Source organism: Aeromicrobium ginsengisoli (genome assembly GCF_004134905.2).
Classification (GTDB): domain Bacteria; phylum Actinomycetota; class Actinomycetes; order Propionibacteriales; family Nocardioidaceae; genus Aeromicrobium; species Aeromicrobium ginsengisoli.
Genome location: NZ_SDPQ02000003.1, coordinates 545,605 through 572,417 on the forward strand (window position 1 = coordinate 545,605; position 26,813 = coordinate 572,417).

Consider the following 26,813-nt stretch of genomic DNA (forward strand, 5'->3'; position numbering starts at 1 on the left):
ATACTAGCGGTATCCCAAATCAGCGATAGGTGATCAGGTCTCGCGGGAGGTGGGTGCTCTCGTTGAGGGCCAGCAACCGTGGGCCGGTCGAACCGACGATGACCGTCGTGACGGCGGCATTGATCATGACGTCGTTGATCCGCTGGAACGCCGAGTCGTCGCCCGTCAGCAGGTGCGAGGCGACCATCGCGATCGGCCCGCCCGAGGTGAAGACCGCAATCGATCGTCCGGGCCCGGCATCAGCTGCGGCCTTGCCGAACGACGTCATGACCCGACCGACGAAGTCCTGATAGGTCTCGGCGTGATCGCCCTCGCCGGCGATCCAGCCGTCGAGTGCGGCGTTGAGGTGCTGTTGGAACGCTTTCGCGTCGAGCGTCAGCGACGCCGGGTCGTGCGCGCGGGCGATCGCGAGGTGGTCGTACTCGTTCCACCCGTCGTCGATGTCGTAGCCGTCGCCCTGCCCGCACGCGTCGATCGCCGCGATCGCGGTCTGGGCATGACGTTTCATCGACCCTGCGACGGCGGCCGCGGGTGCCCAGCCGGACGCCTCCCACGACGTACCGAGGGCGGTCGACTGCTGCATGCCGATCGGCGAGAGCTGGTCGTAGTCGTCGGACCCGAACGACGCCTGGCCGTGGCGGATGAGGTGGACGGATCCCATGCCCGGAGCCTATCGACTCCCTCGTGGCGGGTCGTGCGAGCCGTTGTGGGATCCCGCAGCATCGGTGCGACTCTCCGCATTCCACGGTCATTCGTCGAACACCCCCGGATGCAGGACCCGAGTGTGGACTCAGCAATCCGCCTCACGACCAGATGTCCATCAGGAGTGCGACATGAACACGCAGACAGCAACGCCCACCGAACACCACCAACGTCCGAGAGGCGGTCGATCGCGCGTCGTGCTGTGCCTCGCGATGATCCTCGGCGGTGTTTCAGGCGCGTTCGTGACGTCCCCCGGACACGCCGCAAACGACCCGCTGACCATCGTGAGCCTGACGTTCGATGACGGCAGCGCCAGCCAGCTGGCGGCCGCCGGGCTCATGGACGATCGCGGCATGGCCGGGACGTTCTATGTCAACTCAGGCTCGGTCGGCAAGGCCGGCTACGCCACCAGAGCTCAGCTCACGCAGCTGGCGGAGGACGGCCACGAGATCGGCGGCCACACGGTCAATCACGTGAACCTCCCGGCTCTGCCCCTCGACGAGGCCAAGAGACAGATCTGCCTCGACAGAGCCAACCTGACCGCGTGGGGCTTCAGCGTGCGGAGCTTCGCGTACCCGTTCGCGGAGGCCACCCCTGCGGTCGGTGACCTGGTGCGGGACTGCGGCTACAACAGCGGGCGCAACGTCGGAAGCCTCCGGTCGCGCTTCGGATGCGAGGGCTGCAGCTTCGCTGAGCCCGTGCCGCCCATCCAGCCGTATGCGACCCGGTCGCACGACGTCGAGGGCGCCTGGACCCTCGAGGACTTTCAGGACGCCGTGACGAACGTCGAGTCGTCCGGAGGCGGCTGGGTGCAGCTCACGTTCCACAACTTCTGCGGAACGAGCTGCGGTGAGCTGTCGATCGGCGAGGAGGTCTTCACGCAGTTCCTCGACTGGCTCGGGCCCCGAGCGGCGTCGAACAACACCGTCGTCAAGACGGTCGGCGATGTCATCGGCGGCGCCGTACAACCCGTCGTGGCGGTCGACGATCCCGTGCCGACCCAGGACGAGAGTGGCCTCAACAATCCAGGTCTCGAGACCGTCCCGGCCGGCACGAACATGCCCCAGTGCTGGCAGGCAGGTGGCTACGGCACCAACACCGCGGTCGTCGACACCGTCACACCCGGACGCACGGGCCAGATCGCCGGACGGATGACGGTCACCGACTTCGCGGACGGCGACGCCAAGCTCATCACGGCGCGGGACCTCGGCACGTGCGCACCGGCGGTGACGCCGGGCAGGACGTACGTGTTGGAAGGTTGGTACACGGCGACCGCTCGAACCCAGTACGACGTGTACCTGCGGAACACGGCAGGCGGCTGGTCCTACTGGACGTCCAGCCCGTTCTTCGCGGCCTCGCCGACGTACGCTCCGGCGACGTGGACGACTCCGCCGGTCCCGGCCGGCTCGACCGGGATCAGCTTCGGGCTGAACCTGATCGGCAACGGCCAGCTGACGGTCGACGACTTCACGTTCTCCGCGGAGGAGCCTGCCGACTCCACCGTCGGCCTCGCCGTGGGATCGGGCCTGACCTATGGCAAGACCAACACCGCGACGGTCACGGTCGCGGCCCCTGCCGGACGGCCGGCACCGACCGGGACTGTCACGATCAAGGACGGCGCCCGGACCATCGCGTCGACCACGCTGTCGGGCGGTAGCGCTGCGATCTCACTGGCCACCCTGAGTCCCGGCACGCGCCAGCTCACGGCGAGCTATGCAGGTGACATCGCCACCAAGCCCGGTGTCTCCGCGGCCAAGACCGTGATCGTCAAGAAGGCCACGCCGACCGTCACGATCAGGCTGAGCACCGCATACGCCAAGGTCAGGAAGACGCAGGTCAAGGTCAGTGTGACCATGACCCTGCCGGGTTCGGCGATCAAGCCCGCCGGGACCGTGTACGTCCGAGTCAACGGCCGGACGGTGCGGACGGCGACGGTCGGCGCGGCCAGGCAGGGCCGGATCACGGTCACCATGCCGCGCTTCACCAAGAGGGGAACGTTCAAGGTCACCGTGAAGTACGGCGGCTCATCGACGTTCTATCCCCACTACAGCACGCCGAGGACCGTGAAGGTCTCCTGACCCGGCGCAGGTTGGTCCGGTCGCTCACATTTCCCGTCACATGACTCGTCAGTAACCGAAATTCGCTCCTAGTCTGAGCGGATGGGACTTGAGGGAGTGTCGTTTCCGACTGAGAGCACGTCAGCAGCCGCCCGGACGATCCTGTCCGATGCCTTGCGCAAGGCCGACCCCGTCGGGGCCCGCGCGGTCGAGAACGAGACCAACTGGCGCCGCAACTACCTCAACCACTTCCGCCGCGCCCTCGAGGCCGGCATCGGTGAGGCGACCGCCGCGCAGTCGATCGCCATCGAGGGGCTGCGCAGCGCCCACGAGCTGATGCGGTTCGGCGACGTCGCGCTCGACGACGCGATCACTGGCACGGCGTTGTCGCAGGTGTTCCACACCCGCACGGTCACCGGCGGGGCCGACCCGGAGACCGAGCTCTCGATCCCCTATCGCGGCGAACGGCTCCGCGGCAAGACGCTGCTGGCGCAGCTGGACGCGTGGGTGGAGCGCGGCGTCATCACGCAGTCGTGCTCCGAGGCGGTCCAGACCGTGCAGGAGCATCCTGAGTGGCTGCGGCTCGAGGGCGACACGATCGTCGTGCTGGGCGCCGGCGCGGAGATGGCGCCCTACCGCGCACTGCTGCGCTGGGGTGCGGAGGTCGTGGCGATCGACCTGCCGCGGCCCGACGTGCAGGAGCGCGTACGCACGCACGCCGAGCAGTCAGCCAGCCGTGTGCACGTGCCGGCCCGCATCGTCACGAACGGCGACGACGACTCCGGTGCCGACCTCGTCACCGAGCTCTCAGCCGTCGCCCATTGGCTCGACGGGTTCAAGGGCCGGCTCGTGCTCGGCAACTACTGCTACGCCGACGGCGCCTCTCACGTACGCGTGTCGATGGCCGCCGATGCCCTCGCGGCCCACCTGGTCCAGCAGCGGCCCGACACCGCACTCGCGTTCCTCGCGACGCCGACCGACACGTTCGCGGTGCCGGCGGCCGAGGTCGCGTACGCCAACCGGGCCTACGCCGAGTCGTCCACGATGCTCCGCGCGCCGTTGCGGATGATCAGCGGCGGCCGGCTGCTGCAGCGCAACTACCCGCCCGGCGCCGACCCCGGCGTGTGCGACGCGCTCGTGCCGCAGCAGGGTCCCAACTACGCCCTCGCCAAGCGACTCCAGCGCTGGCGCGCGACCGCAGCACGTACGCAGGGCACGACGGTCTCGCTCAACGTCGCACCCGCGACGCGCACGCGATCGGTCGTCAAGAACAAGGCGCTCGCCGCGGCATATGCCGGAGCGCACCGGTTCGGCGTCGAGGTCTTCGAGCCGGCCACGAGCAACACGCTGATGGCGGCCCTCATGGCGTACGACCTGAAGTCAGGCGCCGCGTCGCAGCCCGAGCCGTGGCAGGACGAGGCGGTCAACGCGGCGCACGGTGGGCTGTGGACCACGGCCTACCACCCGCGCAGCGCGCTCGGCCTCGCTGCGGTGCTCGGCATCGGCGCCCTGCGAGGCTGACCCCCTTCGCTGGTCAGTGACCGGTGAAGGTGGCCTTGCGCTTGTCGACGAACGCCTGGCCGCCCTCGGCGAAGTCCGCGGTCGAGAACAGGGCGATCTGACCTTCTCGCTCGCGGTCGAGTGCCTCGTCGAGGTGGCTCAACGTCGTCGCGGTGATTGCGGCCTTCATGGCGCCGAGGGCCACGGTCGGCCCGGTGCCGAGCTTGTCGACGAGCATCGCGAGCTCCGCGTCGTACGCCTCGTCGTCGAGCGACGTGTGGATCAACCCGATCTCCGCCGCGTCGTCGGCGGAGAGCCGCTCGCCGAGCATCGCCATGCGGTTGGCGCGCGCCCGGCCGATCGACGCCGCGACGAGCTCGGTCGCTCCGCCGTCGGGCATGAGGCCGATGTTGACGAACGCGAGCAGGAAGTAGCTCGAGCTCTTGGCCAACGTGATGTCGGCGGCGATCGCGATCGAGACACCGACCCCTGCGGCGATGCCGTTGATGGCGCTGACCACCGGGACGGGCGTGCGGGTGATGGCCCGGACCAGCCGGTTCGCACCGTCGAGCGTCGCGGCGCCGTCGAAGTCCGGGCCGAGCGCGGCCCCGGAGCTGAAGGCGCGCCCGCTGCCCGTGATGACGATGAGGCGTACGTCCGTCGCCTCCTCGATCGCAGCTGCGGCGTCATCGAGCATGTCGGCCGTGAGGGCGTTGAGCCGTTCGGGCTCGTTCCACGTGATCGTCAGGACCCCGTCAGTGGTGTCGAACAAGACCGAGTCACTCATGGGTTCCTCCATTGGCCGAGCAGGGTCTGCAGCACCGCGATGAGCGCGATGGGCTGGTCGAGCATGATGTGGTGGCCGGCGTCGCGGATCACGGTGACCGGCACGTTGCGACCCAGGCGCTCGGCGACGACGTCGGTGATGTCGGTCGTCGCCATGCCGCGCTCGCCGCGGATCAGCGCGATGTCGCAGGTGGCCTCGGCCAGGTCCTCGGGCTCCATCCGCGCCCGCAGGAAGATCTGCGGGTCGAACTTCCATGTCCAGCCGCCCTCGACCTCGCGGATCGAACCCTCGGCGATGTGCTGATGGATGTAGGGCAGCGTCGCGGTGTCGGCCGGAAGCGTACGGAACCGAGCCAGGATGGACTCGCTGTCGGGATAGATCTTGTTGCCCGGCACGTGCTCCTTGGCGACCCACTCCCGCGCCTCGGGCGACATCTCGCGCACTGGCGAGTCGATCGCCGCGGCGCCACGGATCGCATGGCCATGGCGCTGCGCTGCGGTCAGCACGACGAATCCGCCCATGCTGTGCCCCAGCAGGACCGGCGGCTCGTCGGACTCGGCACGGGCGACGGCCATGAGCTCATCGGCCCACGCGTCCAACGAGTAGCGCTCGCGCCGGCCGCTGTCGCCGTGACCGCTCAGGTCGACCGCGATGACGCGGTGTCCCGCCGCGAGGTGCGGCGCGACGTGGTCCCACCAGCCGGCGTGCGCCGCGCCACCGTGCACCAGGATTGCCACCGGATCGCCGCTCTTGCCCCAGGCGCGATACGCGATGCGAGCGCCATCGGCGTCGATCTCGGCCGAGTCGTGCGTCTGCCCGAGGGCATCGGTGAACCACGCAGGAATCTCTGGGCTCATCGCGGCCCTCCTCACGTGCCGTCAGTACACGCCGACTCTAGGCGAGGCACTCAGCCGAACCGCGTTCAGGTCGGTGCGGCATTGCGGCAGGATGTCTCGGATTCGCCCACCACAATGCCTCGAATGGGGCAAGATGTCCCGGTGAACACTCGGGGTATGCGCCGCGGAGCGCCGATCAGCGTCCTTCTCATCGTCATCGCGATCACGCTCGGAGCGCTGGCCGCAGGTCCCGCACAGGCAGCCACGTCGCCGTACGCCCATGGCACCGTCACGGCAGCCGACGGGTCCGGTCCGATTGCCGGCATCACCGTGTGCGCGACGCACCGCAACACCAGCGGCGACTACGGCGGAGAGCGCTGCACGGAGACTGCGGCGGACGGGACCTACAGGATCGACGTCACCGCGAGCCTCTACTCCTTCACCGCTGAGCAGCGCTACCTCTACGGCGACTGGCTGCCGCAGGACTACAACGCGCGCAAGGCGTACTCGTTCGGCGCCACCACCAGCCGGACGTTCAACTTCTCCCTGGTCCGTGGCGCCAAGATCTCGGGATATCTGAAGGCGCCGGGCGGTGGGGGACCTGGCCACGACGTCATGGCCGTGGAGGCCTACCGTGTCGACTCCACCGGCGTGACGCGCGGATACGCCAATGTCTTCTCGAACGTCGGCACGAGCGGTTACTTCGAGGTCTCCAAGATCCCGCCCGGTCGCTACCGCTTGAAGATCAGCGACAACAGTGGCACGTACGCGTGGGCGGAGCAGTGGTATCCCGCCTCCGGGACCGCTTCAGGCGGCACGCTCTTCACGGTCACGGCCGGCCAGCGCATCACCGGTCAGGACGCTCAGCTGACGGTCCCCGGGAGCATCACGATCCAGCTCCTGAAGCCTACGGGCTCATCGGTCGGCGGATGGATCGACTTCTACGACACCGACGGGCGACTGCTCTACAACGCCGAGTCCAACTACACGAGCCGACAGACCATCCACGGCCTCTTCCCCGGCACCTACAAGGTGCGGGCGTCGCCGCTCAATGTCGCCGGCTATCGCGAGTGGTTCACCTGGAAGCGCACGTTCGCCACGGCGAACCCGATCACGGTGAAGGCCGAGGCCACGACGACCAAGACCATGACGTTCCACTACGGGACGCTCAAGGCGACGTCACGACCCAAGATCCACTTCGAGACGTACGAGCTCACGGCGTCGAAGGGCACCTGGACACCCAGCGCGTCGAGCTACCGCTACGACTGGCTGCGGGACGGCACGATCGTCCGCAAGCAGACCGCGGCCTACTGGTACAACCCCACGCGAGCCGACGTCGGGCACCGGATCAAGGTGTGCGTCACGGCATCCCGCACGGCATGGGCCTCGGGTCGGTCGTGCTCGGACCCGTCGCGCGTGATCAAGACGTACTGAGCGACACACCTCACTTACCGTCAGTATTGACGGTAAGTGAGGTGGGCGGCAGGATCGGACGATGCACCAGCCCAGCGTCATCGTGGTCGGCGGTGGTGCGATGGGCTCGAGCGTCGCGTGCGAGCTGGCCCGCCGCGGGCACCCGGTCACGGTGCTCGAGCAGCACGGCATGCTGCACGCGCACGGCAGCTCCCACGGCTCGTCCCGCATCGTGCGCCTGGTCTACGACGACCCGTTCTACGTACGTCTGGCCGTGGCGGCGCGGCCGCTGTGGGACGAGCTGCAGGAGCAGAGCGACGTCGAGGTGTTCCGCCGGACCGGTGGGGTCGACCACGGCCCGCGCGAGCTGCTCGAGCCGTTCGCGGCCGCGCTCGACGAGGCCGGCGTGGCGTTCGAGTGGCTCACGGCTGGGGAGGCGTCGCTGCGCTGGCCGGGACTGCGCTTCGACCAGACCGTGCTGTTCCAGCCCGACGCCGGGGTCGCCCACCCCGACCACACCCTGACGATGCTGCAGCGCGATGCCATCGCCCACGGCGCCGCGTGGCACCCACACACCCGCGTCGACGCGATCGACGAGACCACCGACGGCGTACGCGTGACGGTCGGCGAGCGTACGTTCAGCGCCGACCAGGTCGTGCTGACCGCCGGCATCTGGAGCCACCGCCTCGCCGACCTGCCCTCCGACACCGCTACCCAGGTGCAGCCGGCGCACTTCATGCCCGTCGACCCCGCGACACCGTGGCCGACGTTCATTCATCGCCGCGCCGACGAGCGCGGCGACCCGATGCCCGAGGCGTACGGACTGCCGTCGCCCGACGGCATCAAGGTCGGCTTCCACGGCGGCGGCAAGATCGTCGATCCCGACGACCGCGACTTCGCCGTTGTCGCCGACGAGGTCGCCGACCTGCGGACGTACGTCGGACAGTGGGTGCCGGGTGTCGACGCGGCGACCCTCGACTCGGGCACGTGCCTCCATGGCGGGCTCGCCGAGGACGACTTCATCATCGACCGCACCGGGCGACTCACCGTCGCCGCCGGGTTCTCGGGGCACGGCTTCAAGTTCGTCCCGCTCGTCGGCCGCATGGTCGCCGATCTCGTAGCCGGCACCGCCGAGCCCCAACACCGCTTCACCGTCTCAGCCCACCGCACGACTATCTAAGGTGTGACCATGTCACTTGCAGGAAAGACCATCATCATGTCCGGCGGATCCCGAGGGATCGGCGAGGCCATCGCTCTCCGGGCGGCCCGGGACGGCGCCAACGTCGCCCTGCTCGCCAAGACGACCGAGCCGCACCCCAAGCTGCCCGGCACGATCTACACCGCTGCAGCCGCGATCGAGGAGGCCGGCGGCAAGGCGCTGCCGCTCGTCGGTGACATCCGCGACGACGAGTTCGTCATCGACGCCGTCGCGAAGACCGCAGAGGCGTTCGGCGGCATCGACATCGTGGTCAACAACGCGAGCGCGATCGACCTGACCGACACGGCCGAGGTCTCGATGAAGAAGTACGACCTGATGAACGACATCAACACGCGCGGCTCCTTCCTGCTCGCCAAGTCCTCGATCGAGTGGCTCAAGCAGTCCGACAACGCGCACATCCTGACGCTGTCGCCGCCCATCAGCCTCGACCCCAAGTGGTTCACGAAGCACACGGCCTACACGATCGCCAAGTACGGCATGAGCCTCGTGACGCTCGGCCTCAGCGAGGAGCTGCGTCCGTTCGGCATCGCCGCCAACTCGCTGTGGCCCCGCACCGCGATCGACACCGCGGCGGTCCGCAACGTCGTCGGCGCCGGGCTCGTCAGTCACTCCCGCACGCCGGCGATCATGGCGGATGCGGCGTACGAGATCATCACGAAGCCGAGCCGCGAATACACCGGCCAGTTCCTGATCGACGACGACGTGCTCGAGGATGCCGGGGTCACCGACTTCTCGATCTACCTCAACGGCGGCACCGAGGACGAGCTCGCGCTCGACTTCTGGGTCGAGCCCAAGGGCCCGCACAACCCCGAGCTCACGCTGCACTGACCGGCAGCTCCTCCGCCGGCGCGCGCAGCTGGCGGAGGGCGCCACCCCACGCCACGAGATCGTCGAGCAGGCTGGCGAGCGCCTGCTCCTGGTGCTGCCTCGGCGCGAACTTCGTGTAGTCGCGGAAGTCATCACCCAGCGTCAGCACGACCTGCGAGCGTACGGTCGCCACCTTGAGCTCTGCCAGCACCGAGCGCAGGTGCTCCGCGGCTCGTACGCCACCACCCTGTGCGCTGTAGGTGACGAGACCCGCGGCCTTGTCGTTCCACTCCGCGTACAAGAAGTCGATCGCGTTCTTGAGGACGGCGGGGATCGAGTGGTTGTACTCCGGCGTGACGAAGACGAACGCGTCGTACGAGTCGATCAACGCCGACCACGCCTTGGTGTGCTCGTGTGCGTACATCCCCATGATGGGCGGCACTGCCTCGTCGAGGTACGGCAGCGGGTGATCTGCGAGGTCGACGACATCGACGGTCGCGTCGCTGCGGGTGGTTGCCTGGTCGTACGCCCAGCGGGCGACGGCCTCGCTGTTGCGGCCCGGCCGTGTGCTGCCGACGATGACGGCGATCTTCAGGGGTTCTGTGTGAGTAGTCATGAACTCAGCGTGTGGCCGCCCGACGACGACAGGGAGACCGAGCTGAGGCAAGCCCTGACAGGGCTACTCTCGACTCCTCGATCTTTGACAGACTGGACGAGTGATCGAAGGTGAGCTCGGATCGTTCCTCCGGACGCGACGCGAGGCGTTGCGTCCGGCCGATGTCGGACTGCCCACCGGCGACCGGCGTCGTACACCCGGATTGCGCAGGGCTGAGGTGGCCACGTTGGCCGGCATCAGTGTCGACTACCTGATCCGCATCGAGCAGGGCCGCGACTCGCGACCGTCTCCGCAGGTGCTCGGGGCGCTCGCCCGGGTGCTCCAGCTGAGCCCGGCCGACATCGACCACCTGCAGCAGCTGGCGGTGATCAGCAATGGCACGGAGCTGGTGTGCCAGCGCTCCCGATCGGTCCCTCGCACAGTACGACCGACCGTCCGGGCGATGCTCGACAGCCTCGACCCGTCACCGGCCGTGGTGCTCAATCACCTCAGTGACGTGCTGGCGTGGAACGACGCCTACGAACGGGTCGTCCGCCCGCTCGGCTTGCTCGACGACTCCCAGCCCAACGTCCTCCTCTATGTCTTCGGCGACCCGCGAGCGCGAGAGGCGTACGCCGACTGGGATGCCGTCGCGGAGGATCTCGTGGCATCGCTGCACGAGGCGAGGCGTGGGCCCGGCGAAGCGAGCGACCTGGCCGACTACCTCGTCACCGAGTACCCGGAGTTCGCGTCGCGGTGGGAGCGCAAGCCCGTCGGCAGCCGGCGCACCGGCACCACCGGTCTGCGGCACCCCGACGTCGGAGACGTGTGGCTCGCCTTCGAGGCGATGCAGCTCGCCGACGACGGCCAGCGACTGTTGGTGCACCTCCCTGCTGACGCTGACAGTGCCGCGGCCCTCGACCGGCTCGTCGGCCGACGGCCCGGCGGGCTGAAGGCCGTCGACGCCGGCTAGCTACTTGACAGATCGGTTAATTAACCAATACGTTAAATGCATGGCCACCGATCAGCTCAGCAAGGTGTTCTCGGCACTCGCCGACCCGACGCGGCGTGACATCCTCACGCGGCTGGGTCAGGGCGATGCCACCGTCAGCGAGCTCGCCGACCCGTTCCCGATCAGCCTTCCGGCGATCTCGCGACACCTCAAGGTGCTCGAGACCGCCGGCCTGATCAGCCGGGACAAGCGGGCGCAGTGGCGGACGAACAGCCTCGAGGCTGCGCCACTCAAGGAGGCGACGACGTGGATGGAGCATCTCAGCCACGTGTGGGATGACCGCTTCGACCGGCTCGACGCGCATCTCGCCGCCATGAAAGCACTCCAGGGCACCACAGACACCGACAAGGAAGAGGAACCGAACGATGACTGAGACCACGTACGAGGTCAACATCTCGCGCTACTTCGACGCCGCCCCCGAGCTCGTCTATCGGGCGTTCACCGATCCCGAGCAGCTCGCCCAGTGGTTCGGCCCGCTGATGTTCGTCGTCCCCATCGACACCGTCGACGTCGACGTCCGGCCAGGCGGCCACTGGAAGCTCACGATGGTCGGCAAGGACAACCCCGAGTGGCGCGCGCCGATCAACGCGACGTTCACCGAGGTCGTCGAGAACCAGCTCATCGTCGGCTACGAGACCGCCGAGTCGATCCCCGGCATCGAGGACGGCACCCAGATGTCGCTGTCGATCGAGTTCATCCCCGAGGGTGACGGCACCCGTCTCGAGCTCCGCCAGGGCCCGTTCCCCGAGCAGATGCGCGAGATGAGCGAGCTCGGCTGGAGCCAGTCGTTCTACAAGCTCGACGCCCTCCTCGCGACGCCGGCGCACTTCCGCAACACACCCGCTGAGGACGCGTCATGACCACGATCACCCCGTTCCTCTGGTTCGACGACAACGCGGAGCAGGCCATCGAGCGCTACCTCAGGGTGTTCGACGACGCCGAGCTCGTCGAGGAGAACCGTCTGCACGACGGCAAGCTCTTCATCGCCACGATCCGCCTGCAGGGCACGACGCTGACGCTCATGAACGGCGGGCCCGACCACAAGCTCACGGATGCGTTCTCGCTGTCGGTCAGCGTCGAGACGCAGGACGAGGTCGACAAGATCTCCGACGCACTGATCGACGGTGGCGGCGAGCAGGGGCCGTGCGGCTGGCTCGTCGACGCGTTCGGCCTCTCGTGGCAGATCGTCCCGACGCTGCTGATGCGGCTCCTGAGCGATCCCGACCGCGAGAAGGCCGGCCGCGCCCAGGCCGCCATGATGCAGATGAAGCGGCTCGACCTCCAGGCCCTTCAGGATGCGTTCGACGGCAGGTGAGTCGTACGCTGGCCGCGTGATCGGCCGGCTGCACCACATCATCCTGGACGCCGCCGACCCCCAGGGTTCGGCGGCGTTCTGGTCTGCGCTGCTGGGTCAGCCCATCACGTACGACGACGGCGACTTCGTCGTGGTGTCGGTCGACCAACAGACCTCCGGCATCGCGTTCCAGCGGGCGCCTGGCCACGTCGAGCCGACCTGGCCTGATCCGATCGTCGGTCAGCAGGTGCACGTCGACGTCGCTGTGGACGACCCGGCGGCCGCGGGGCCGCAGGTCGTGGCGCTGGGCGCCCGGCACCTGGCGGACGACGTCTACGCGGATCCCGCGGGCCATCCGTTCTGCCTGATCCGCCGGCCGGAGTGGATGTCGCCGCTCAGCTGACGACCGACTCGACGGGCGTACCGACGATGACCGTACGCGTGACCGTGCACAGCCGGTCATGTGACTGCGCCACCGCACGCGGCAGGCTCTCCTTGGCGCGGTCACCGTCGTCGCCCTCGGGGAACGACACGTCGAACGTCACCTTGATGTCGGTCAGCCGGTTGCCGAGGTCGTCGCGGATCTTGTCGGCACGGATCGAGACGTCGAACGACTCGGGGTCGACGCGCTTGCCGACGAGGTAGTCGACGTCGATCGCGCTGCACCCCGCGATCGCGGCGAGCAGCAGCTCGATCGGCGTGAAGTCGTCGTCGTTGCCCTCGCCGAAGTCCAGCGTCTTGCCACGCACGTTCGTCGCCCGGAACCGGGCCTTGCCGGTGCGGGTCAGCTCAACGGATCGCTCGGTGTCAGTCGTCATACCGCGACGTTATCTCGGGCCACCCTCGGCGGTGAGTTCTCCACTCAATGGGGCCGCTTTGCGTGGAACTTCCACCGCCCAAGGCAGACGGTGGAAATTCCACCGTCCGGCGGGGTCAGGTGATCCCGGTCGTCAGGTCCTTGCCCTGGGGCTTCTCGCCCTCGCCCTCCTCGATCGACCGCGACTCCGGCCGCGAGCCGCCGGGCGCCATCAGCTCCGTGATCCCGGCCGCGAGCGAGGTGCCGAGCTCACCCCAGCCGTCCTTGTAGCCGTAGACCGTCCGCAGCGACCGGGCCTCGTAGTCGCCGCACATGATGTCGACGTCATCGGCGGTGATCAGGCTGGGGTGCGCGACACCGACCGCCTCGGAGACCTTGACGATCTCCTTGCGGAACGTCCGGATGTATTGCGCGCAGCGTTCCGCCTTGGACGTCGGGTCCAGGCCGTGGGACAGCCACGGGTCCTGGGTCGCGACGCCGGTGGGGCAGCGATCCGTGTGGCACTTCTGCGACTGGATGCAGCCGATCGACATCATGGCCTCGCGGGCGACGTTCATCATGTCGGCGCCCAGCGCGAACGCCACGACGGCGTTGTCGACCAGGCCGAGCTTGCCTGAGCCGATGAACGTCACGTCGTCCGTGAGGTCGGCCTCGGCGAACGTGCCGTAGACCCGCGAGAAACCCATCCGGAACGGCAGCGCGACCGAGTCGGAGAAGATCGGCGGCGACGCACCGGTGCCACCCTCACCACCGTCGACCGTCACGAAGTCGACGCCGCGATCGCGCTTCGACATGAGCCGGGTGAGCTCGTACCAGAACTCCATCTCGCCGACGGCGCTCTTGACGCCGACCGGCATCCCGGTCTCGCTCGCGATCAGCTCGACGAAGTCGAGGAGGCTGTCGACGTCGGTGAATGCGGTGTGCCGCGACGGGCTCGCGCAGTCCTTGCCCATCGGGATGCCGCGGATCTCGCTGATCTCCTTGGTCACCTTGGCGGCGGGCAGCAGGCCGCCGAGCCCTGGCTTGGCGCCCTGCGAAAGCTTGATCTCGATCGCCCGGACCGGCGCCGACTCCACGACCGCCTTGAGCTTGTCGAGCGAGAACGTGCCGTCCTCGTTGCGGCAGCCGAAGTAGGCCGTGCCGATCTGCAGCACGATGTCGCCGCCCTGCCGGTGGTGCGGCGACAGGCCACCCTCGCCGGTGTTGTGCATGCAGCCGGCGAGCTTGGCGCCCCCATTGAGCGCCTGGATCGCGTTGCCCGACATCGAGCCGAAGCTCATGCCCGAGACGTTGATCAGTGAGTCCGGCCGGAACGCCTTGGCGCGTCCACGTGGCCCGCCGAGCACCTTGGCGCTCGGCAGCCCGACCTTCTCGGCATGGTCGTGGGGCAGGGAGTCGGCGAACGTGCGGTGCTTGATGATCGCGTAGCCCGGCGTGTGCTCGACGTCGTTGTCGGTGCCGAACCCGGAGTAATTGTTCTCCTGCTTCGACGACGCGTAGATCCACGAGCGCTGGTCGCGGCTGAACGGCCGCTCCTCGTCGTTGCCCGTGACGATGTACTGCCGCAGCTCCGGGCCGATCGTCTCGAGCAGGTAGCGCGCGTGCGCGATGACCGGGTAGTTGCGCAGCAGGGCGTGCCGCTTCTGCGTCAGGTCACGCACTGCGACGGCACCGAGAGCGACGCCGACCCCACCGATGACACGGCTGAGCTTCATGTCCAAGTCCTACTCCGCGGCCCAAGGCTTGTCCATCTGGCCGCGCCGTCCGCCGCCGTGATCCTCGCCTCTGGAAAGGACTAGTCCTTTTGAGCCATTTTCGCTTGGCACGCAACAAATGCCCGCAATCGCGGGCCCACAGTCGTACGGTCGAAGGGAAGCGCTGGAAGGAATTGTCTCGGATGAGCGTCTACCTGTTCGACATGGACGGCGAACCCATCGCGTTCAGGCGGACCTGGACCGACCCCTACGTCTTCGACCTGCACGGTCAGTGGATCGGCTGGTTCCCGTGGGACGACCACGACGCCGTCGACCGCGACGGCCACTACCTCGGCACCGTCGTGGACGACCGGCTCGTGCGCCGCAACGACTGGTACGAGCGACCCTGCCCCGCGACCCCGGACGGCCCGGGGGACGCAATGCCGACCGGCCGCCCCTCGGCTCCGCACGCGTTCCCCAACCGGTTCGCCTACGAGGACGCCGGCGTCCACCACCTCACCTAGCCCTTTCGGCATGCGGCATCGAGCCGCAGCACGAAGACTGGTGGGATGCCCGCCACCCGCAGTCTCGTCACCGGAGCGACCGGCTACGTCGGTGGCCGCCTCGTGCCCCAGCTCGTCGACGCCGGTCACGACGTACGCGTCATGGTCCGCGACGAGCGCAAGGCCCGCGCCCACGACTGGGCCGACGACGTCGAGATCGCCAAGGCCGACGCATCGCAAGAACAACAAGTTCGATCAGCCATGGAAGGCGTGGAAGTCGCTTTTTTCCTGCTGCACTCGATCGGCAGCGGCAGCGACTTCGCCGAGACCGAGCGCGGGATCGCCGAGACGTTCGCCGCAGCCGCCAAGACTGCCGGCGTGCGCCGCATCGTCTACCTCGGTGGCATGTCGCCAGAGGGTGAGGAGCTGTCCGAGCACCTCCGCTCCCGGGAGGAGGTCGGCGAGATCCTGCTCGGCTCGGGCGTGCCGACCGCGGTCCTGCAGGCCGGCGTCATCATCGGCTCGGGCTCCGCGTCGTTCGAGATGCTGCGCTACCTGACCGAGCGACTGCCCGTCATGGTCACGCCGAAGTGGGTCCACACCCGCATCCAGCCCATCGCGATCCGTGACGTCCTGCGCTACCTCGTCGCCTGCGCCTCGTTGCCGCCGGAGGTCAACCGGCGCTTCGACATCGGCGGGCCGGATGTGCTGACGTACTTCGACATGATGCAGCGCTATGCCGCGGTGGCCGGCCTGCCGAAACGACGGGTGCTCCCGGTGCCCGTGCTGTCGCCGGGACTGTCGAGCCACTGGGTCGGGCTGATCACCCCGGTGCCGGCGAGCCTCGCCCGGCCGCTCGTCGAGTCGCTCCGCAACACCGTGGTCGCGGCCGAGACCGACATCAAGGCATACGTGCCGGACCCGCCTGAAGGGCTGATCGGCTTCGACCGGTCGGTGCAGCTCGCCCTCACCAAGATCCAGGACCTCGACGTGCCGACCCGCTGGTCCTCTGCCTCGACCGCCGGCGTGCCCGCCGAGGGCCTGCCGACTGATCCGGACTGGGCAGGAGGCTCGCTCTACACCGACGAACGTACGCGCGAGGTGCACGCCAGCCCGGAGCATCTCTGGACGATCATCGAGGGCATCGGTGGGCGCAACGGGTGGTACTCGTGGGCGCTGGCCTGGTGGGTCCGCGGGCTGCTCGACCGGGTGGTCGGCGGCCCCGGACTGCGGCGCGGCCGGCGCAACGACCGCGATCTCGTGGTCGGCGACGCCCTCGACTTCTGGCGCGTCGAGGAGACCGACGACCGTACGTTCCTGCGTCTGCGCGCCGAGATGAAGCTGCCGGGGCTGGCCTGGCTCGAGCTGCAGGTCGGCTCGACCGACGGCGGGACGACGACGTTCCACCACCGGGCGCTGTTCCATCCGAAGGGGCTGCTCGGCCACCTCTACTGGTGGTCGATCTATCCGTTCCACGGCATCATCTTCGGCTCGATGCAGAAGAACATCGCCAAGGCCGCGGAGGCGCTCGAGCAGGGCTGAGTCGCTCGACAGGCGGAACCGCCGGACTCCTGAGACGATCCCTTGGGGGGAGAGGGAGCCGTCATGGGAGACGTGAAGGCAGCCGGCGAAGGTGCCCGGCACAGCACGACGATGCGCGCTGCCGCGCGGGTGGGTCTCGTGGCGTTCGGCATCGTGCACCTGCTGATCGCCTGGATCGCGTTGCAGGTCGCATGGGGTGACGGCGGCGATGCCAGCAGCAAGGGCGCCCTGCACACCGTGGCACAGCAACCGTTCGGAGAGGCCATCCTCTGGGTGTGCGCGTTCGGCCTCTGGGCGCTCGCCGTCTGGCAGGTCATGACCGCGCTCTGGGGTCACCAGGCGGTGTTCGACGACAAGCACCGCACGATCAAGCGGCTCTCCGCCCTCGGCCGCGCGATCGTCTACACGGCAGTCGGCCTGACCGCAGCGCGTACGGCTTCAGGGTCCGGCGGCAAGAGCGAGGACGCGAAGGGCGAGGGCCTCACCGCCGACCTGCTGTCGGAGCCGGCAGGTCGCGTCTTCGTCGCCTCGATCGGCCTCGGCATCCTCGCGGTCGCCGCCGCGCACGTGCGCCGGGGCCTGAGCGGCAACTTCACGCACGACCTCGAGGGCGAGGCCACGAGCGGCTCCTCCAGGTCGGCCGTGATGGCGGTGGGCCGCACCGGATATGTCGGCAAGGGCGCGGCGATCGGGATCGTCGGGGTGCTGTTCGGCTGGGCGGCGCTCTCGTACGACGCGGAGAAGGCCGGCGGTCTCGACGACGCGCTCAAGACCGTGCGGGACCAGCCGTTCGGGCCCTATCTGCTGAGTCTCGTCGCGATCGGCCTGGCGGCATTCGGGCTGTTCTGCTTCGCGTGGGCGCGCTACGTGCGCACGCGCTGACGCCCGCTTCCTGCGGTTGCGGCCGCGAACCACCAACCAGAGGATGGTGGCCATGGATCTCTTCCGCACCAAGTCCGTGGAACGCTCGATCGAGGAGACCGACGAGCCGGAGCACAAGCTTCGCAAGGAGCTCTCAGCCTGGGACCTGACGTTCTTCGGCGTCGGCGTGGTGATCGGCACCGGCATCTTCGTGCTGACCGGCCAGCAGGCACATGCCAACGCCGGGCCCGCGATCGTCATCTCGTTCATCGTCGCCGGGATCGCGTGCGGGCTCGCCGGGCTCTGCTACGCCGAGTTCGCCTCGACCGTCCCGGTGGCCGGGAGCGCGTACACCTTCTCGTACGCCACGCTCGGTGAGCTCATCGCGTGGATCATCGGCTGGGACCTCGTGCTCGAGCTCGCCCTCGGTGCGGCGGTCGTGGCGCGAGGCTGGTCGGCGTACCTGCAGGACCTGTTCGGCCTGCCGACGTGGCTCGCCGGCGACGCGGCGAAGCCGGACATCGGTACCATCGCGATCGTGCTGGCGTTGACCGTGATCGGCGTGCTCGGCACCAAGCTCTCCGGCCGGTTCACCGGGGTGCTCGTCATCATCAAGGTCGCCGTCGTGTCGTTCGTCGTGATCGCCGGGCTGTTCTTCATCAAGTGGTCCAACTACCAGCCGTTCGTGCCTGACTCCGAGCCCGCACCCGGCGGCAAGGGCGCCGACCAGACGCTGCTGCAGGGCATCTTCGGCGTCGACCCGACGGCCTTCGGGGCATACGGCATCGTCGCTGCGGCGTCGGTCGTGTTCTTCGCCTACATTGGCTTCGACATCGTCGCGACGTCGGCGGAGGAGACCAAGAACCCGCAGCGCGACGTCCCGCGCGGCATCCTCGGCTCGCTCGCGATCTGCACCGCGTTGTATGTCGCGGTGTCGTTCGTGATCACCGGAATGCTGAAGTACAGCGACGACCGGATGAACACCGCGGCGCCGCTGGCCGAGGCGTTCGACGCCAACGGCGCGGGCTGGGCGTCCAAGATCATCTCGACCGGCGCGGTGGCCGGGCTCACGACCGTCGTCCTCGTGCTGATGCTGGGTCAGGCGCGGGTGCTGTTCGCGATGTCGCGCGACGGCCTGCTGCCGATCGGGCTCGCCAAGGTCCATCCGAGGTTCGGCACGCCGTACCGCATCACGATCCTGACCGGCCTGTTCGTCGCGGTGCTCGCGGGCGTCGTGCCGCTGTCGGAGCTGTCCAAGCTCGTGAGCATCGGCACCCTGTTCGCGTTCGTGCTCGTGTCTGCCGGTGTCGTGATCCTGCGCCGCACTCGCGGCGACCTGCACCGGCCGTTCCGCGTGCCGGCGGTGCCGTGGATCCCGGCGCTGTCGATCCTGGCGTGCGTGTGGCTCATGGTGAATCTCTCGATCGAGACGTGGGTCCGATTCCTGGTGTGGCTCGCGATCGGGTTCGTCCTCTACTTCGCGTACGGCTACCGCAGCTCGCGCCTGGGTCGCGGCCTCAAGCAGGCGCCGGCCGAGGGGGACGCAGTACCCTCCGTCGAGTGAGCACCCCCACCGTCACCGAGGTCGCCGACGGCGTCCACTTCGTGCAGGGCAAGGCCGTCAACTGGACGTTGATCACTGATGGCGACGCGTTCACGCTCGTCGACGGCGGCTATCCGGGTGACCACGACGCTGTGCTGTCGTCGATCGCGCAGGTCGGCCGTACGCTCGACCAGCTCGCTGCGGTCCTCGTCACGCACGCGCACGTCGACCACATCGGCTCGCTGCCCACGCTGCTCGACGGTCGCGACGTCCCGGTGCTGACGTCGGCGACCGAGGCGCGGCACGCCCGGCGGGAGTTCCTCGAGCAGGCGACGCCGCTGCAGGTCGCCGCCGCGTCGTGGCGACCGCGTGTGCTCCGCTGGTCGCTGCACGTCGTCTCGGCCGGCGGCACCACCAAGGCCGGGGTCCCGCAGGCCACGGCGTTCGCCGAGACACCGCTCGACGTGCCGGGACGCCCCGTGCCGATCGTGACGCCGGGACACACCAGCGGCCACACCTGCTATCACCTGCCGGACGCCGGCGTGCTCATCACCGGCGACGCCCTGGTCACGGGGCACGCCACCGTCGCGCGTACCGGACCGCAGCTGCTGGCCGGGATGTTCCACCACGACGCCGCCGAGAACCGTCGATCCCTCCTGCAGCTCGGGTCGCTGAGCGGCGACGTCCTGCTGCCCGGCCACGGCGAGGCGTGGCACGGATCGTACGCCGACGCGGTCGAGCAGGCGCTCGCCTAGGAGGCCGCGGTGACGCGCTGGCGCGCCGCGTGGTGGCGTCCGCGCGGCACGATCATCGGCGTGCCGCTGACCGGGTCGGGCACGACCTCGCACTCCAGCCCGAACACCTCCGTGACGACCGCTGCGTCGATCACGTCGATCGGCGAGCCCTCGGCGAGGATCGCGCCCTGCTTCATCGCGATGATGTGGTCGGCGTAGCGGCAGGCCAGGTTGAGGTCGTGCAGCACGATGACGATCGTCTTGCCGGACTCACGGTTGAGGTCGGTCAGCAGGTCGAGCAGCTCGACCTGGTGGTTGATGTCGAGGAACGTCGTCGGTTCGTCGAGGAGCAGCAGGTCGGTGTCCTGCGCGAGGGCCATCGCGACCCAGACCCGTTGGCGCTGGCCGCCCGACAGCTCCGCGATGTTGCGGTCGGCGAGGTCGGCCGTGCCGGTGGCCTCGAGGGCCTCGGCGACGGCACGCTCGTCCTCCGTGCTCCACTGGCGGAACCAGCCTTGGTGCGGATAGCGACCGCGGCCGACCAGGTCGGCGACCGTGATGCCGTCGGGAGCGACGGGCGACTGCGGCAGCAGGCCGAGCACCTTGGCGACGTCGATGCTCCTGAGGTCCTGCACCGAGGTGCCGTCGAGCAGCACCTCGCCCCCACGAGGCTTCAGCAGCCGCGCCAGGCCGCGCAGCAGCGTCGACTTGCCGCACGCGTTGGCGCCGACGATCACCGTGATCCGGCCGTCGGGGATCACGACGTCGAGGTCGCGGACGATGTCGGTCCCGGCATAGCCGAGGATGAGGTTCTTGGCACGCAGGTCGTGGATCATCCGCCGCGTCCTTCCCGGTTGACCGTGGCGAGGAGCCAGATCAGGTAGGGGGCACCGATGATGCCCGTGATGACACCGGTCGGCAGGGCGACCGGCAGGAGGTGGTGCGCGACGAGGTCGGCGCCCAGCACGATGATGGAGCCGACCAGACCGGCCGCGATGATGCCGCCGCCGCTGTGCCCCACGATGCGATGGGCGATCGGGCCGGCGATGAGGGCGACGAACATGATCGGTCCGGCGACCGCGGTTGCGAAGCCGATCAGCACGATCGAGACGGCGATCAGCGCCAGCCGGCTGACCTCCACGCGAGCTCCGAGCGCCTTAGCCGTGTCGTCGCCGAGCTCGAGGACGCGCAGCGGTCGCTGCAGCACGAGGGCGGCGGGCACCAGGACCACGAGCGCAACGAGGAGCGTCCGCAGCTCCGTCGAGCCGGCCTGGCCCACCGTGCCGACCAGCCAGGTCATGGCCTGCCGAGCCTCGTAGAGCTCGGCGTGCGCCACGATGTAGCCGATGATCGAGAGCATGAACTCCGACAGTCCGATGCCGATCAGGATGAACCGGTAGCCCGAGATGCCGTCGCGCCACGCAAGCAGGTAGATGAGGATCGCACTGATCAGCGCACCGGCGAGGGCCGAGGCGGAGATCATCGTGCTGCCGGCGCCGAACAGGATGATCGCGGACACCGCGAACAGGCTGGCGCCCGACGAGATGCCCACGAAGTCGGGCGAGGCGAGCGGGTTGCCGAGCAGCTTCTGGAACAGCAGGCCCGAGACACCCAGCGCGAAGCCGACCGCGAGCGCCGCCGTCGCCGTGGGCAGCCGCAGGTCGCGCACGATGAAGTCGACCGAGGGATCGTCCCGCAGGTGGAACGCCGAGGTGATGACGTCCCACGCCGGTACGTAGTAGCTGCCGACCATCATCGTCAGGATGAACAGTGCGAACGCGACGAGCGCCAGCGCACCGGTGACCGCACCTGCGCGCGTGCGGCGCGTACGCCGGTCCGAGACGACGACGTCGATCACAGCTCGGCCAGGTTCCGGTAGCGGACCAGGGCGATGAACGCGGGTGCGCCGAACACACCGAGGACGACGCCGACCTGCAGCTCGCCGGGCGAGACCACGACTCGGCCGATGATGTCGGCGACGAGCAGCACGATGGGGGTCAGCACGAGGGCGTACGGAAGGATCCAGCGATAGTCGGGGCCGCAGATGAAGCGCGCCAGGTGCGGGACGACCAGCCCCACGAAGACGATGGGGCCGCAGGCCGCCGTCGCCGCGCCGCAGAGCACCGCGACGGTCGCGAACATGACGAAGCGGGTCAGCCGGAGACGCTGGCCGAGCGCCAGCGCCAGGTCCTCGCCGAGCGCCAGGCCGTTGAGCGCGCGACCCGTGACCATCGCGACGACGAGCCCCACGACGATGAACGGCGCGGTCTGCCAGAACACCGGCATGTAGCGGCCGGCCAGCGAGCCGACCTGCCAGAACCGCAGCTCGTTGAGCGCGTCGACGTTGGTCATGACGATCGCCGAGGTCAGCGACGACAGCACCGCCGTGACGGCGGCTCCGGCCAGGGCGAGCTTGACCGGCGTCGCGCCCTCGCGGCCGAACGACGCGACGCCGTAGACCACGACGGTCGCCACTCCAGCACCGGCGAAGGCCAGCCAGACGTAGCCGATGACGTCCTGCACGCCGAGGATCATGATGCCGAAGACGATGAATGCCGCGGCGCCGGCGTTGATGCCCATGATCCCGGGGTCGGCCAGCGGGTTGCGGGTGACGCCCTGCAGGATCGTGCCGCTGAGCCCCAGGGCGGCGCCGGCCAGGACGCCGATCAGTGTCCTCGGCACCCGCATCTCGCGGATCACGGTCTCGGACGCTGAGCCGGGATTGAAGTCGGTGAACGCCTTCCAGATCGTCGGCACCCCCACACCGCGCGACCCCAGGGTGATGCTGAAGAAGCAGACGACGAGGAGCACGCCGATCAGGAGGACGAGCCCCGCCGCGAGACCGGCTCCCGGACGATGCCGGGGAGCGGTCTCACGACTGGGCGTCGGCGTCTCGAGCATCGTCATGCGAGGTTGGCGTCAGCCTTCTCGATCGCCGCCGTCAGCTGGGTCAGCTGCTTGGCGTACTCACCGTAGGTGTGCATCCAGTACGCCGGCCACGGCGCGTACGCCTTGGCCTTGGCCGCCTTGATGTTGTTCCACGTGGGCTGCTTCTCGCCCTGCTTCAGGGTCGACGCGTACGAACGGTCGTCGATCAGCAGCAGGTCGGGCTGGTACTTGTCGGCGTTCTCCCAGCTCAGGTTCTCCCAGTAGGGGAAGCCCTTGTCCGGCTTGTCGGGGTTGATGACGTCGAGGCCCCAGCGCTGGAAGTCGAGCAGCTCGGGGGCGTACGTGGGGTTGGCGAGGTAGAGCACGTCGTCGGCGGGCGAGACCGCCAGCACTGAGAGGCCGGGCTTGGCGGCGACGGCCTTCTTGAAGGCGGCCTTGGCCGTCTCGAACGCCTTCTTGTCGGCGGCGATCTTGGGATCGTCGACATCGGCGCCAAGGGACATGGCGAGCTTCTCGTAGCCCTGGGCGAGGGTCTCGATCGAGTCGCCCTGGGCGACGCCGACGATCGGGGCGAGGTCGGCGAGCTTCTTGCTCGACGCCTTCACACCCGACTCCAGGCCGCTGTAGGCCTTCTCGGCCGGCCACCAGTCGGCGACGATCAGGTCCGGCTTGAGTGCCGCGGCCTTCTCGACGTCGATCTCGCCCCAGGTCTCGCCGAGGATCGTGATGCCCGTCAGGTCGAGGCCCTTGAGGTTGGGGTCGTCCTTGATCTTGGTGTTCGTGTAGATCCCGACCGGCTTGATGCCGAACGAGATCAGCGCCGCGGCCTCGGCACCGCTCGCGATGATCCGCTTGGGCGTCGTGTCGAGCTTGACGGTCTTGCCGTTGCCGGAGACGAAGGACCACGGCCCGCTGCTCTTGGCACCGTCATCAGAGGATGCGCTGGTGCCGCAACCGGCAAGAACGGTGGCAGCGAGCAGAGCAGCGATCGCTCCACCCGCGACACGACGTACGTAGGACACGGACAGGCCTTTCGTCAGGGGACTCAGTGCACCCTAACTTAGGTATGGCTAACCTCGCCACGTGGGTCATGTCACTCCGTGGCGTCAGTCCTTGGACCGCTGCTTGAACGCGCGCAGGGCCAGCGGAGCGAAGATCGCCGTGAGCACGATCGGCCACAGCACCGAGACGAGCACCGCGTTCTGCAGCGGCCACGCGGCATCCGACGGCGCCGCCGGGGCGTTGCCCCAGAGCTCGCGGCACGCCTGCGTCAGGCCCGACACCGGGTTCCACTCCGCCACGAAGCGGAGCCAGGACGGCATGTTCTCGGTCGGCGCGAATGTGTTGGCCACGAAGGTCAGCGGGAACATCACGGTGAACATGAAGCCCTGTACGGCCTCGACCGTCCGCATCAGCGACCCGACCCAGATGCCGAGCCAGATCATCGCGAAGCCGAAGAGCAGCAGCAGGACGAACGCGAGAATGCCGTCGACGAACCCGTCACGGATGCGCCACCCGATCAGGAGCCCGGTCACGCCCATCACGGCGATGCCGATGCTGGAGTGGATCAGGCTGGACATGCTGCGACCGACGAGCACCGACGAGCGCGAGATCGGCAACGACTTGAGCCGGTCGACGATGCCCTTCTGCAGGTCGTTGGTCAGACCCATGGCCACCACCGCCGACGAGAAGACCATCGTCTGCACCATGATGCCGGGGAGCAGGAACTCCTTGTAGGGGATCGGTCCGGGCGGGTTGATCGAGCCACCGAAGACGTAGGCGAACAGCAGCACGAACATGACGGACTGGACCGTGACGTCCATCAGCATCTCGGGCATGCGCTTGATGTGGATCAGGTTGCGCCACACGACAGTCGCGGAGGCGCGGAGCATCGAGGGCGGGCTGATGGGCGGGCGGGTGTTGGACGTCATCGTGGTCATGACAGCACCTCCTCTTCTTCGAACTGGGCCTCGAGGTCGTCGACCTCTTCGGCCTTGTGGCCGGTGAGGTGCAGGAACACGTCGTCGAGGCTGGGGCGCTTGAGGCCCAGGTCGTCGACCGGGATCTCGCTGTCCTCGAACACGTGGGCCATGCGGGTCATGTCGCTGAGGCCCGAGGCCTTGGCGGTGATGCGGCGCGAGGTCTCGTCGACGTGGACCTCGGTGGAGACCGTGCGGGTCAGGTCGGCGGCACGCTCGAGGTCGTCCGCGTGGGTGACCGTCACGACGACGCTCGCGGCGCCGGCCTGGTCCTTGAGCTGGGTCGGGGTGCCCGACGCGATGACCTTGCCCTTGTCGATGACGACGATGTCGTCGGCCAGGTGATCGGCCTCTTCGAGGTATTGGGTCGTGAGCAGCAGCGTCGTGCCGTCGCGGACCAGTCCGCGGAGGACCTCCCACAGCTCGGTGCGGCTGCGCGGGTCGAGGCCGGTCGTGGGCTCGTCGAGGAACAGCACCGGCGGGGCGGCGATCAGGCTCACCGCCAGGTCGAGTCGCCGGCGCATGCCGCCCGAGTACGTCTTGGCCGTCCGGTTGGCCGCCTCGGTCAGCGAGAACCGCTCGAGCAGCTCGTCGGAGGTCGTGGCGACGTACGCCTTGGGCAGGCCGTAGAGCCGGCCGATCAGCTTGAGGTTCTCGCGGGCTGTCAGCAGCTCGTCGACCGTCGCGGCCTGGCCCGTGAGACCCATGCTGCGGCGCACTGCGTCGGGTTCCTTGAGGATGTCGTGACCGGCGACGCGCCCGGTGCCGCTCGTCGGGACGCTGAGGGTCGTCAGCATGCGGACCGTCGTCGTCTTGCCGGCACCGTTGGGGCCCAGCAGGCCGAGGACGGTGCCCTCGGGCACGACGAAGCTCACGCCGTCGACGGCGGTGTTGTCGCCGAAGCGCTTGACCAGGTCGATGGCTTCCACGGCCAGGGGGCGGCTCATGATGATCCTCTTTCTCGAGCGAATCTCTTCCTAAAAGGAATACCAGAGACTACTGACAAAAACGTCAACATGTCACCTCCGGTTGCGGGAGGAAACGGAAAGGCCCGCGGACATCGTCCGCGGGCCTTTCGTCGAGCAGCTGATCAGGAGATGAACGAGCTCACCCAGCTCTGCACGCCTTCGATGTCGACCCGCTGGAAGCCGGCGAGGTAGCGGCAGTTCTTGGTGTAGCCGTAGCTCGTGACGCCCACGATCACGCCGTCGTGGAGGATCGGCCCACCGGAGTCACCGAAGCACGTGCCGCCACCGGCCCGCGGATCGTTCACGTTGCCGTTGACCTGCAGGATCTGCGGCGTGAGCTTCTGCCCGATCACCGACGTCTGGCGACGGATCATCGGATAGCTCATCGGCTCCGGCTTCTGCGGGCCCGATTCGGCCTGCCGCACCTCGGTGCCGTAGCCGACCACGTCGAACGCGGTCTTGTTGAGCACCTTGGGCGTGAACTGGTCGAGGTAGTCCTGCGGAGCGAGCGTCGCCGGCGCGATGTCGACCGGCTTGTCGAGCACGATGACGCCGACGTCGTTCCAGTTCCTCACGTCCGTGAAGTCGGAGTAGTCCGGGTGCGCGTACGCCGTGCCGGACAGCTCGCCCATCGAGGCGATCTCGGCGGCGGTGTAGCCGGCGGTCGGATCGGCCGCCGCCGGATACGGGCTGGGACCCGTCTCAGTGATGACGGAGTCGAAGTCGACCAGGACCTTGCCGATGTCGCCACTCGTGCAGTGAGCCGCGGTGATGAGCACCGTCGGGCTGATCAGCGTCGCGGTGCAGCGATAGCGGCCGGTCGCATCGTAGAACAGGATGAGCGCCACGTTCGGATGGTCGTTGCCGTCCGGCTCGCCTCCCGTGATCGCAGCTGCCGGGCCGGCGGAGGTGACGCCGGCCAGGACTGTGACGGCGAGCGCCGCCAGGGCAGTACGGATTCGGAACATGAAGTTTCCTTTACCCTCGAATTCCGCGCCGAATGAGCGGTTGCGTCAGGCTATCCGCAGACCGACTGTCTCGCACCACCCCGGACGCACGAA

Annotated in this window: 28 protein-coding genes; 15 read left to right on the forward strand and 13 right to left on the reverse strand. The window is 68.6% G+C overall.

From position 1 onward, the window contains the following. Positions 1-19: 19 nt before the first annotated feature. Entirely contained in the window at positions 20-661 is a 642-nt protein-coding gene (locus tag ESP70_RS15805) for a histidine phosphatase family protein (RefSeq protein ID WP_149690273.1), read from the reverse strand. A gap of 283 nt (positions 662-944) precedes the next feature. On the opposite strand from ESP70_RS15805, the gene ESP70_RS15810 reads away from it, so the two are divergent. Both ESP70_RS15810 and ESP70_RS15815 read left to right on the forward strand, forming a co-directional pair. Further along, complete coding sequence (locus ESP70_RS15810) at positions 945-2,780, forward strand: Ig-like domain repeat protein (protein ID WP_188110666.1); 1,836 nt, start codon at positions 945-947, stop codon at positions 2,778-2,780. 81 nt (positions 2,781-2,861) lie between these two features. Beyond that, positions 2,862-4,280, forward strand: a complete 1,419-nt coding sequence (locus tag ESP70_RS15815) for a hypothetical protein (protein WP_149690275.1) — start codon at positions 2,862-2,864, stop codon at positions 4,278-4,280. A 13-nt stretch (positions 4,281-4,293) separates the two neighbouring features. Here ESP70_RS15815 and ESP70_RS15820 read toward each other — a convergent pair whose 3' ends face one another. Both ESP70_RS15820 and ESP70_RS15825 read right to left on the reverse strand, forming a co-directional pair. Then, positions 4,294-5,046, reverse strand: coding sequence for an enoyl-CoA hydratase-related protein (locus ESP70_RS15820; protein ID WP_149690276.1), 753 nt, complete (start codon positions 5,044-5,046; stop codon positions 4,294-4,296). Further along, positions 5,043-5,903 (reverse strand): alpha/beta fold hydrolase, encoded by an 861-nt coding sequence (locus ESP70_RS15825; protein WP_149690277.1) that lies wholly within the window; start codon positions 5,901-5,903, stop codon positions 5,043-5,045. Before ESP70_RS15825 ends, ESP70_RS15820 begins: the two co-directional genes overlap by 4 nt. A 141-nt stretch (positions 5,904-6,044) precedes the next feature. On the opposite strand from ESP70_RS15825, the gene ESP70_RS15830 reads away from it, so the two are divergent. The 3 genes from ESP70_RS15830 (at position 6,045) to ESP70_RS15840 (ending at position 9,342) form a co-directional block, all read left to right on the forward strand. Then, positions 6,045-7,316, forward strand: coding sequence for a carboxypeptidase-like regulatory domain-containing protein (locus tag ESP70_RS15830; protein ID WP_149690278.1), 1,272 nt, complete (start codon positions 6,045-6,047; stop codon positions 7,314-7,316). A gap of 61 nt (positions 7,317-7,377) precedes the next feature. Continuing rightward, positions 7,378-8,475 carry an FAD-dependent oxidoreductase gene (locus ESP70_RS15835; protein WP_149690279.1) on the forward strand — a complete coding sequence of 366 codons (1,098 nt, stop codon included), beginning with the start codon at positions 7,378-7,380 and terminating at the stop codon, positions 8,473-8,475. Positions 8,476-8,484: 9 nt separating this feature from the next. Continuing rightward, positions 8,485-9,342, forward strand: a complete 858-nt coding sequence (locus ESP70_RS15840) for an SDR family oxidoreductase (protein ID WP_149690280.1) — start codon at positions 8,485-8,487, stop codon at positions 9,340-9,342. On the opposite strand, the gene ESP70_RS15845 is transcribed toward ESP70_RS15840, so the two are convergent. Further along, positions 9,329-9,937 (reverse strand): NADPH-dependent FMN reductase, encoded by a 609-nt coding sequence (locus ESP70_RS15845; protein WP_149690281.1) that lies wholly within the window; start codon positions 9,935-9,937, stop codon positions 9,329-9,331. The genes ESP70_RS15840 and ESP70_RS15845 overlap by 14 nt on opposite strands. 100 nt (positions 9,938-10,037) lie before the next feature. On the opposite strand from ESP70_RS15845, the gene ESP70_RS15850 reads away from it, so the two are divergent. Genes ESP70_RS15850 through ESP70_RS15870 form a run of 5 tightly spaced genes read left to right on the forward strand, consistent with a single transcriptional unit; the run spans position 10,038 to position 12,625 of the window. Then, positions 10,038-10,889, forward strand: coding sequence for a helix-turn-helix transcriptional regulator (locus ESP70_RS15850; RefSeq protein ID WP_149690282.1), 852 nt, complete (start codon positions 10,038-10,040; stop codon positions 10,887-10,889). A gap of 40 nt (positions 10,890-10,929) precedes the next feature. Beyond that, positions 10,930-11,301, forward strand: coding sequence for an ArsR/SmtB family transcription factor (locus ESP70_RS15855; protein WP_149690283.1), 372 nt, complete (start codon positions 10,930-10,932; stop codon positions 11,299-11,301). Then, entirely contained in the window at positions 11,294-11,788 is a 495-nt protein-coding gene (locus tag ESP70_RS15860; protein ID WP_149690284.1) for an SRPBCC family protein, read from the forward strand. Before ESP70_RS15855 ends, ESP70_RS15860 begins: the two co-directional genes overlap by 8 nt. Further along, positions 11,785-12,243, forward strand: coding sequence for a VOC family protein (locus ESP70_RS15865; RefSeq protein ID WP_149690285.1), 459 nt, complete (start codon positions 11,785-11,787; stop codon positions 12,241-12,243). Before ESP70_RS15860 ends, ESP70_RS15865 begins: the two co-directional genes overlap by 4 nt. A gap of 16 nt (positions 12,244-12,259) precedes the next feature. Next, entirely contained in the window at positions 12,260-12,625 is a 366-nt protein-coding gene (locus ESP70_RS15870) for a VOC family protein (protein WP_223148754.1), read from the forward strand. On the opposite strand, the gene ESP70_RS15875 is transcribed toward ESP70_RS15870, so the two are convergent. Together ESP70_RS15875 and ESP70_RS15880 are read right to left on the reverse strand one after the other, a co-directional pair. Then, positions 12,618-13,040 carry an OsmC family protein gene (locus ESP70_RS15875; protein ID WP_149690287.1) on the reverse strand — a complete coding sequence of 141 codons (423 nt, stop codon included), beginning with the start codon at positions 13,038-13,040 and terminating at the stop codon, positions 12,618-12,620. The genes ESP70_RS15870 and ESP70_RS15875 overlap by 8 nt on opposite strands. A 115-nt stretch (positions 13,041-13,155) precedes the next feature. After that, a complete protein-coding gene (locus tag ESP70_RS15880; protein WP_149690288.1) occupies positions 13,156-14,754 on the reverse strand; it encodes an FMN-binding glutamate synthase family protein in 1,599 nt (532 codons plus the stop codon). A gap of 182 nt (positions 14,755-14,936) precedes the next feature. Between ESP70_RS15880 and ESP70_RS15885 the strand changes: the two genes are divergently transcribed. The 5 genes from ESP70_RS15885 to ESP70_RS15905 all read left to right on the forward strand — a co-directional run bounded on the left by ESP70_RS15885 (position 14,937) and on the right by ESP70_RS15905 (position 19,937). Next, positions 14,937-15,257, forward strand: coding sequence for a 4-fold beta flower protein (locus ESP70_RS15885; RefSeq protein WP_149690289.1), 321 nt, complete (start codon positions 14,937-14,939; stop codon positions 15,255-15,257). 45 nt (positions 15,258-15,302) lie between these two features. Beyond that, positions 15,303-16,778 (forward strand): SDR family oxidoreductase, encoded by a 1,476-nt coding sequence (locus ESP70_RS15890; protein ID WP_149690290.1) that lies wholly within the window; start codon positions 15,303-15,305, stop codon positions 16,776-16,778. A 63-nt stretch (positions 16,779-16,841) separates the two neighbouring features. Beyond that, a complete protein-coding gene (locus ESP70_RS15895; RefSeq protein ID WP_149690291.1) occupies positions 16,842-17,660 on the forward strand; it encodes a DUF1206 domain-containing protein in 819 nt (272 codons plus the stop codon). 52 nt (positions 17,661-17,712) lie between these two features. Then, positions 17,713-19,203, forward strand: coding sequence for an amino acid permease (locus ESP70_RS15900; protein WP_149690292.1), 1,491 nt, complete (start codon positions 17,713-17,715; stop codon positions 19,201-19,203). Further along, complete coding sequence (locus tag ESP70_RS15905; protein WP_149690293.1) at positions 19,200-19,937, forward strand: MBL fold metallo-hydrolase; 738 nt, start codon at positions 19,200-19,202, stop codon at positions 19,935-19,937. Before ESP70_RS15900 ends, ESP70_RS15905 begins: the two co-directional genes overlap by 4 nt. Here ESP70_RS15905 and ESP70_RS15910 read toward each other — a convergent pair. The 7 genes from ESP70_RS15910 to ESP70_RS15940 all read right to left on the reverse strand — a co-directional run bounded on the left by ESP70_RS15910 (position 19,934) and on the right by ESP70_RS15940 (position 26,720). Continuing rightward, entirely contained in the window at positions 19,934-20,752 is an 819-nt protein-coding gene (locus tag ESP70_RS15910; RefSeq protein WP_149690294.1) for an ABC transporter ATP-binding protein, read from the reverse strand. The two genes, ESP70_RS15905 and ESP70_RS15910, sit on opposite strands and share 4 nt — an antisense overlap. Next, complete coding sequence (locus ESP70_RS15915) at positions 20,749-21,774, reverse strand: FecCD family ABC transporter permease (RefSeq protein ID WP_149690295.1); 1,026 nt, start codon at positions 21,772-21,774, stop codon at positions 20,749-20,751. Before ESP70_RS15915 ends, ESP70_RS15910 begins: the two co-directional genes overlap by 4 nt. Next, positions 21,771-22,823, reverse strand: coding sequence for a FecCD family ABC transporter permease (locus ESP70_RS15920; protein WP_149690296.1), 1,053 nt, complete (start codon positions 22,821-22,823; stop codon positions 21,771-21,773). The genes ESP70_RS15915 and ESP70_RS15920 overlap by 4 nt, the downstream gene beginning before the upstream one ends. Then, a complete protein-coding gene (locus ESP70_RS15925) occupies positions 22,820-23,827 on the reverse strand; it encodes an ABC transporter substrate-binding protein (protein WP_188110667.1) in 1,008 nt (335 codons plus the stop codon). The genes ESP70_RS15920 and ESP70_RS15925 overlap by 4 nt, the downstream gene beginning before the upstream one ends. An 84-nt stretch (positions 23,828-23,911) precedes the next feature. Next, positions 23,912-24,745 (reverse strand): ABC transporter permease, encoded by an 834-nt coding sequence (locus ESP70_RS15930; RefSeq protein ID WP_246162054.1) that lies wholly within the window; start codon positions 24,743-24,745, stop codon positions 23,912-23,914. Next, a complete protein-coding gene (locus tag ESP70_RS15935; RefSeq protein WP_149690298.1) occupies positions 24,742-25,731 on the reverse strand; it encodes an ATP-binding cassette domain-containing protein in 990 nt (329 codons plus the stop codon). Before ESP70_RS15935 ends, ESP70_RS15930 begins: the two co-directional genes overlap by 4 nt. Positions 25,732-25,874: 143 nt before the next feature. After that, complete coding sequence (locus ESP70_RS15940; protein WP_149690299.1) at positions 25,875-26,720, reverse strand: S1 family peptidase; 846 nt, start codon at positions 26,718-26,720, stop codon at positions 25,875-25,877. Positions 26,721-26,813: the final 93 nt, after the last annotated feature.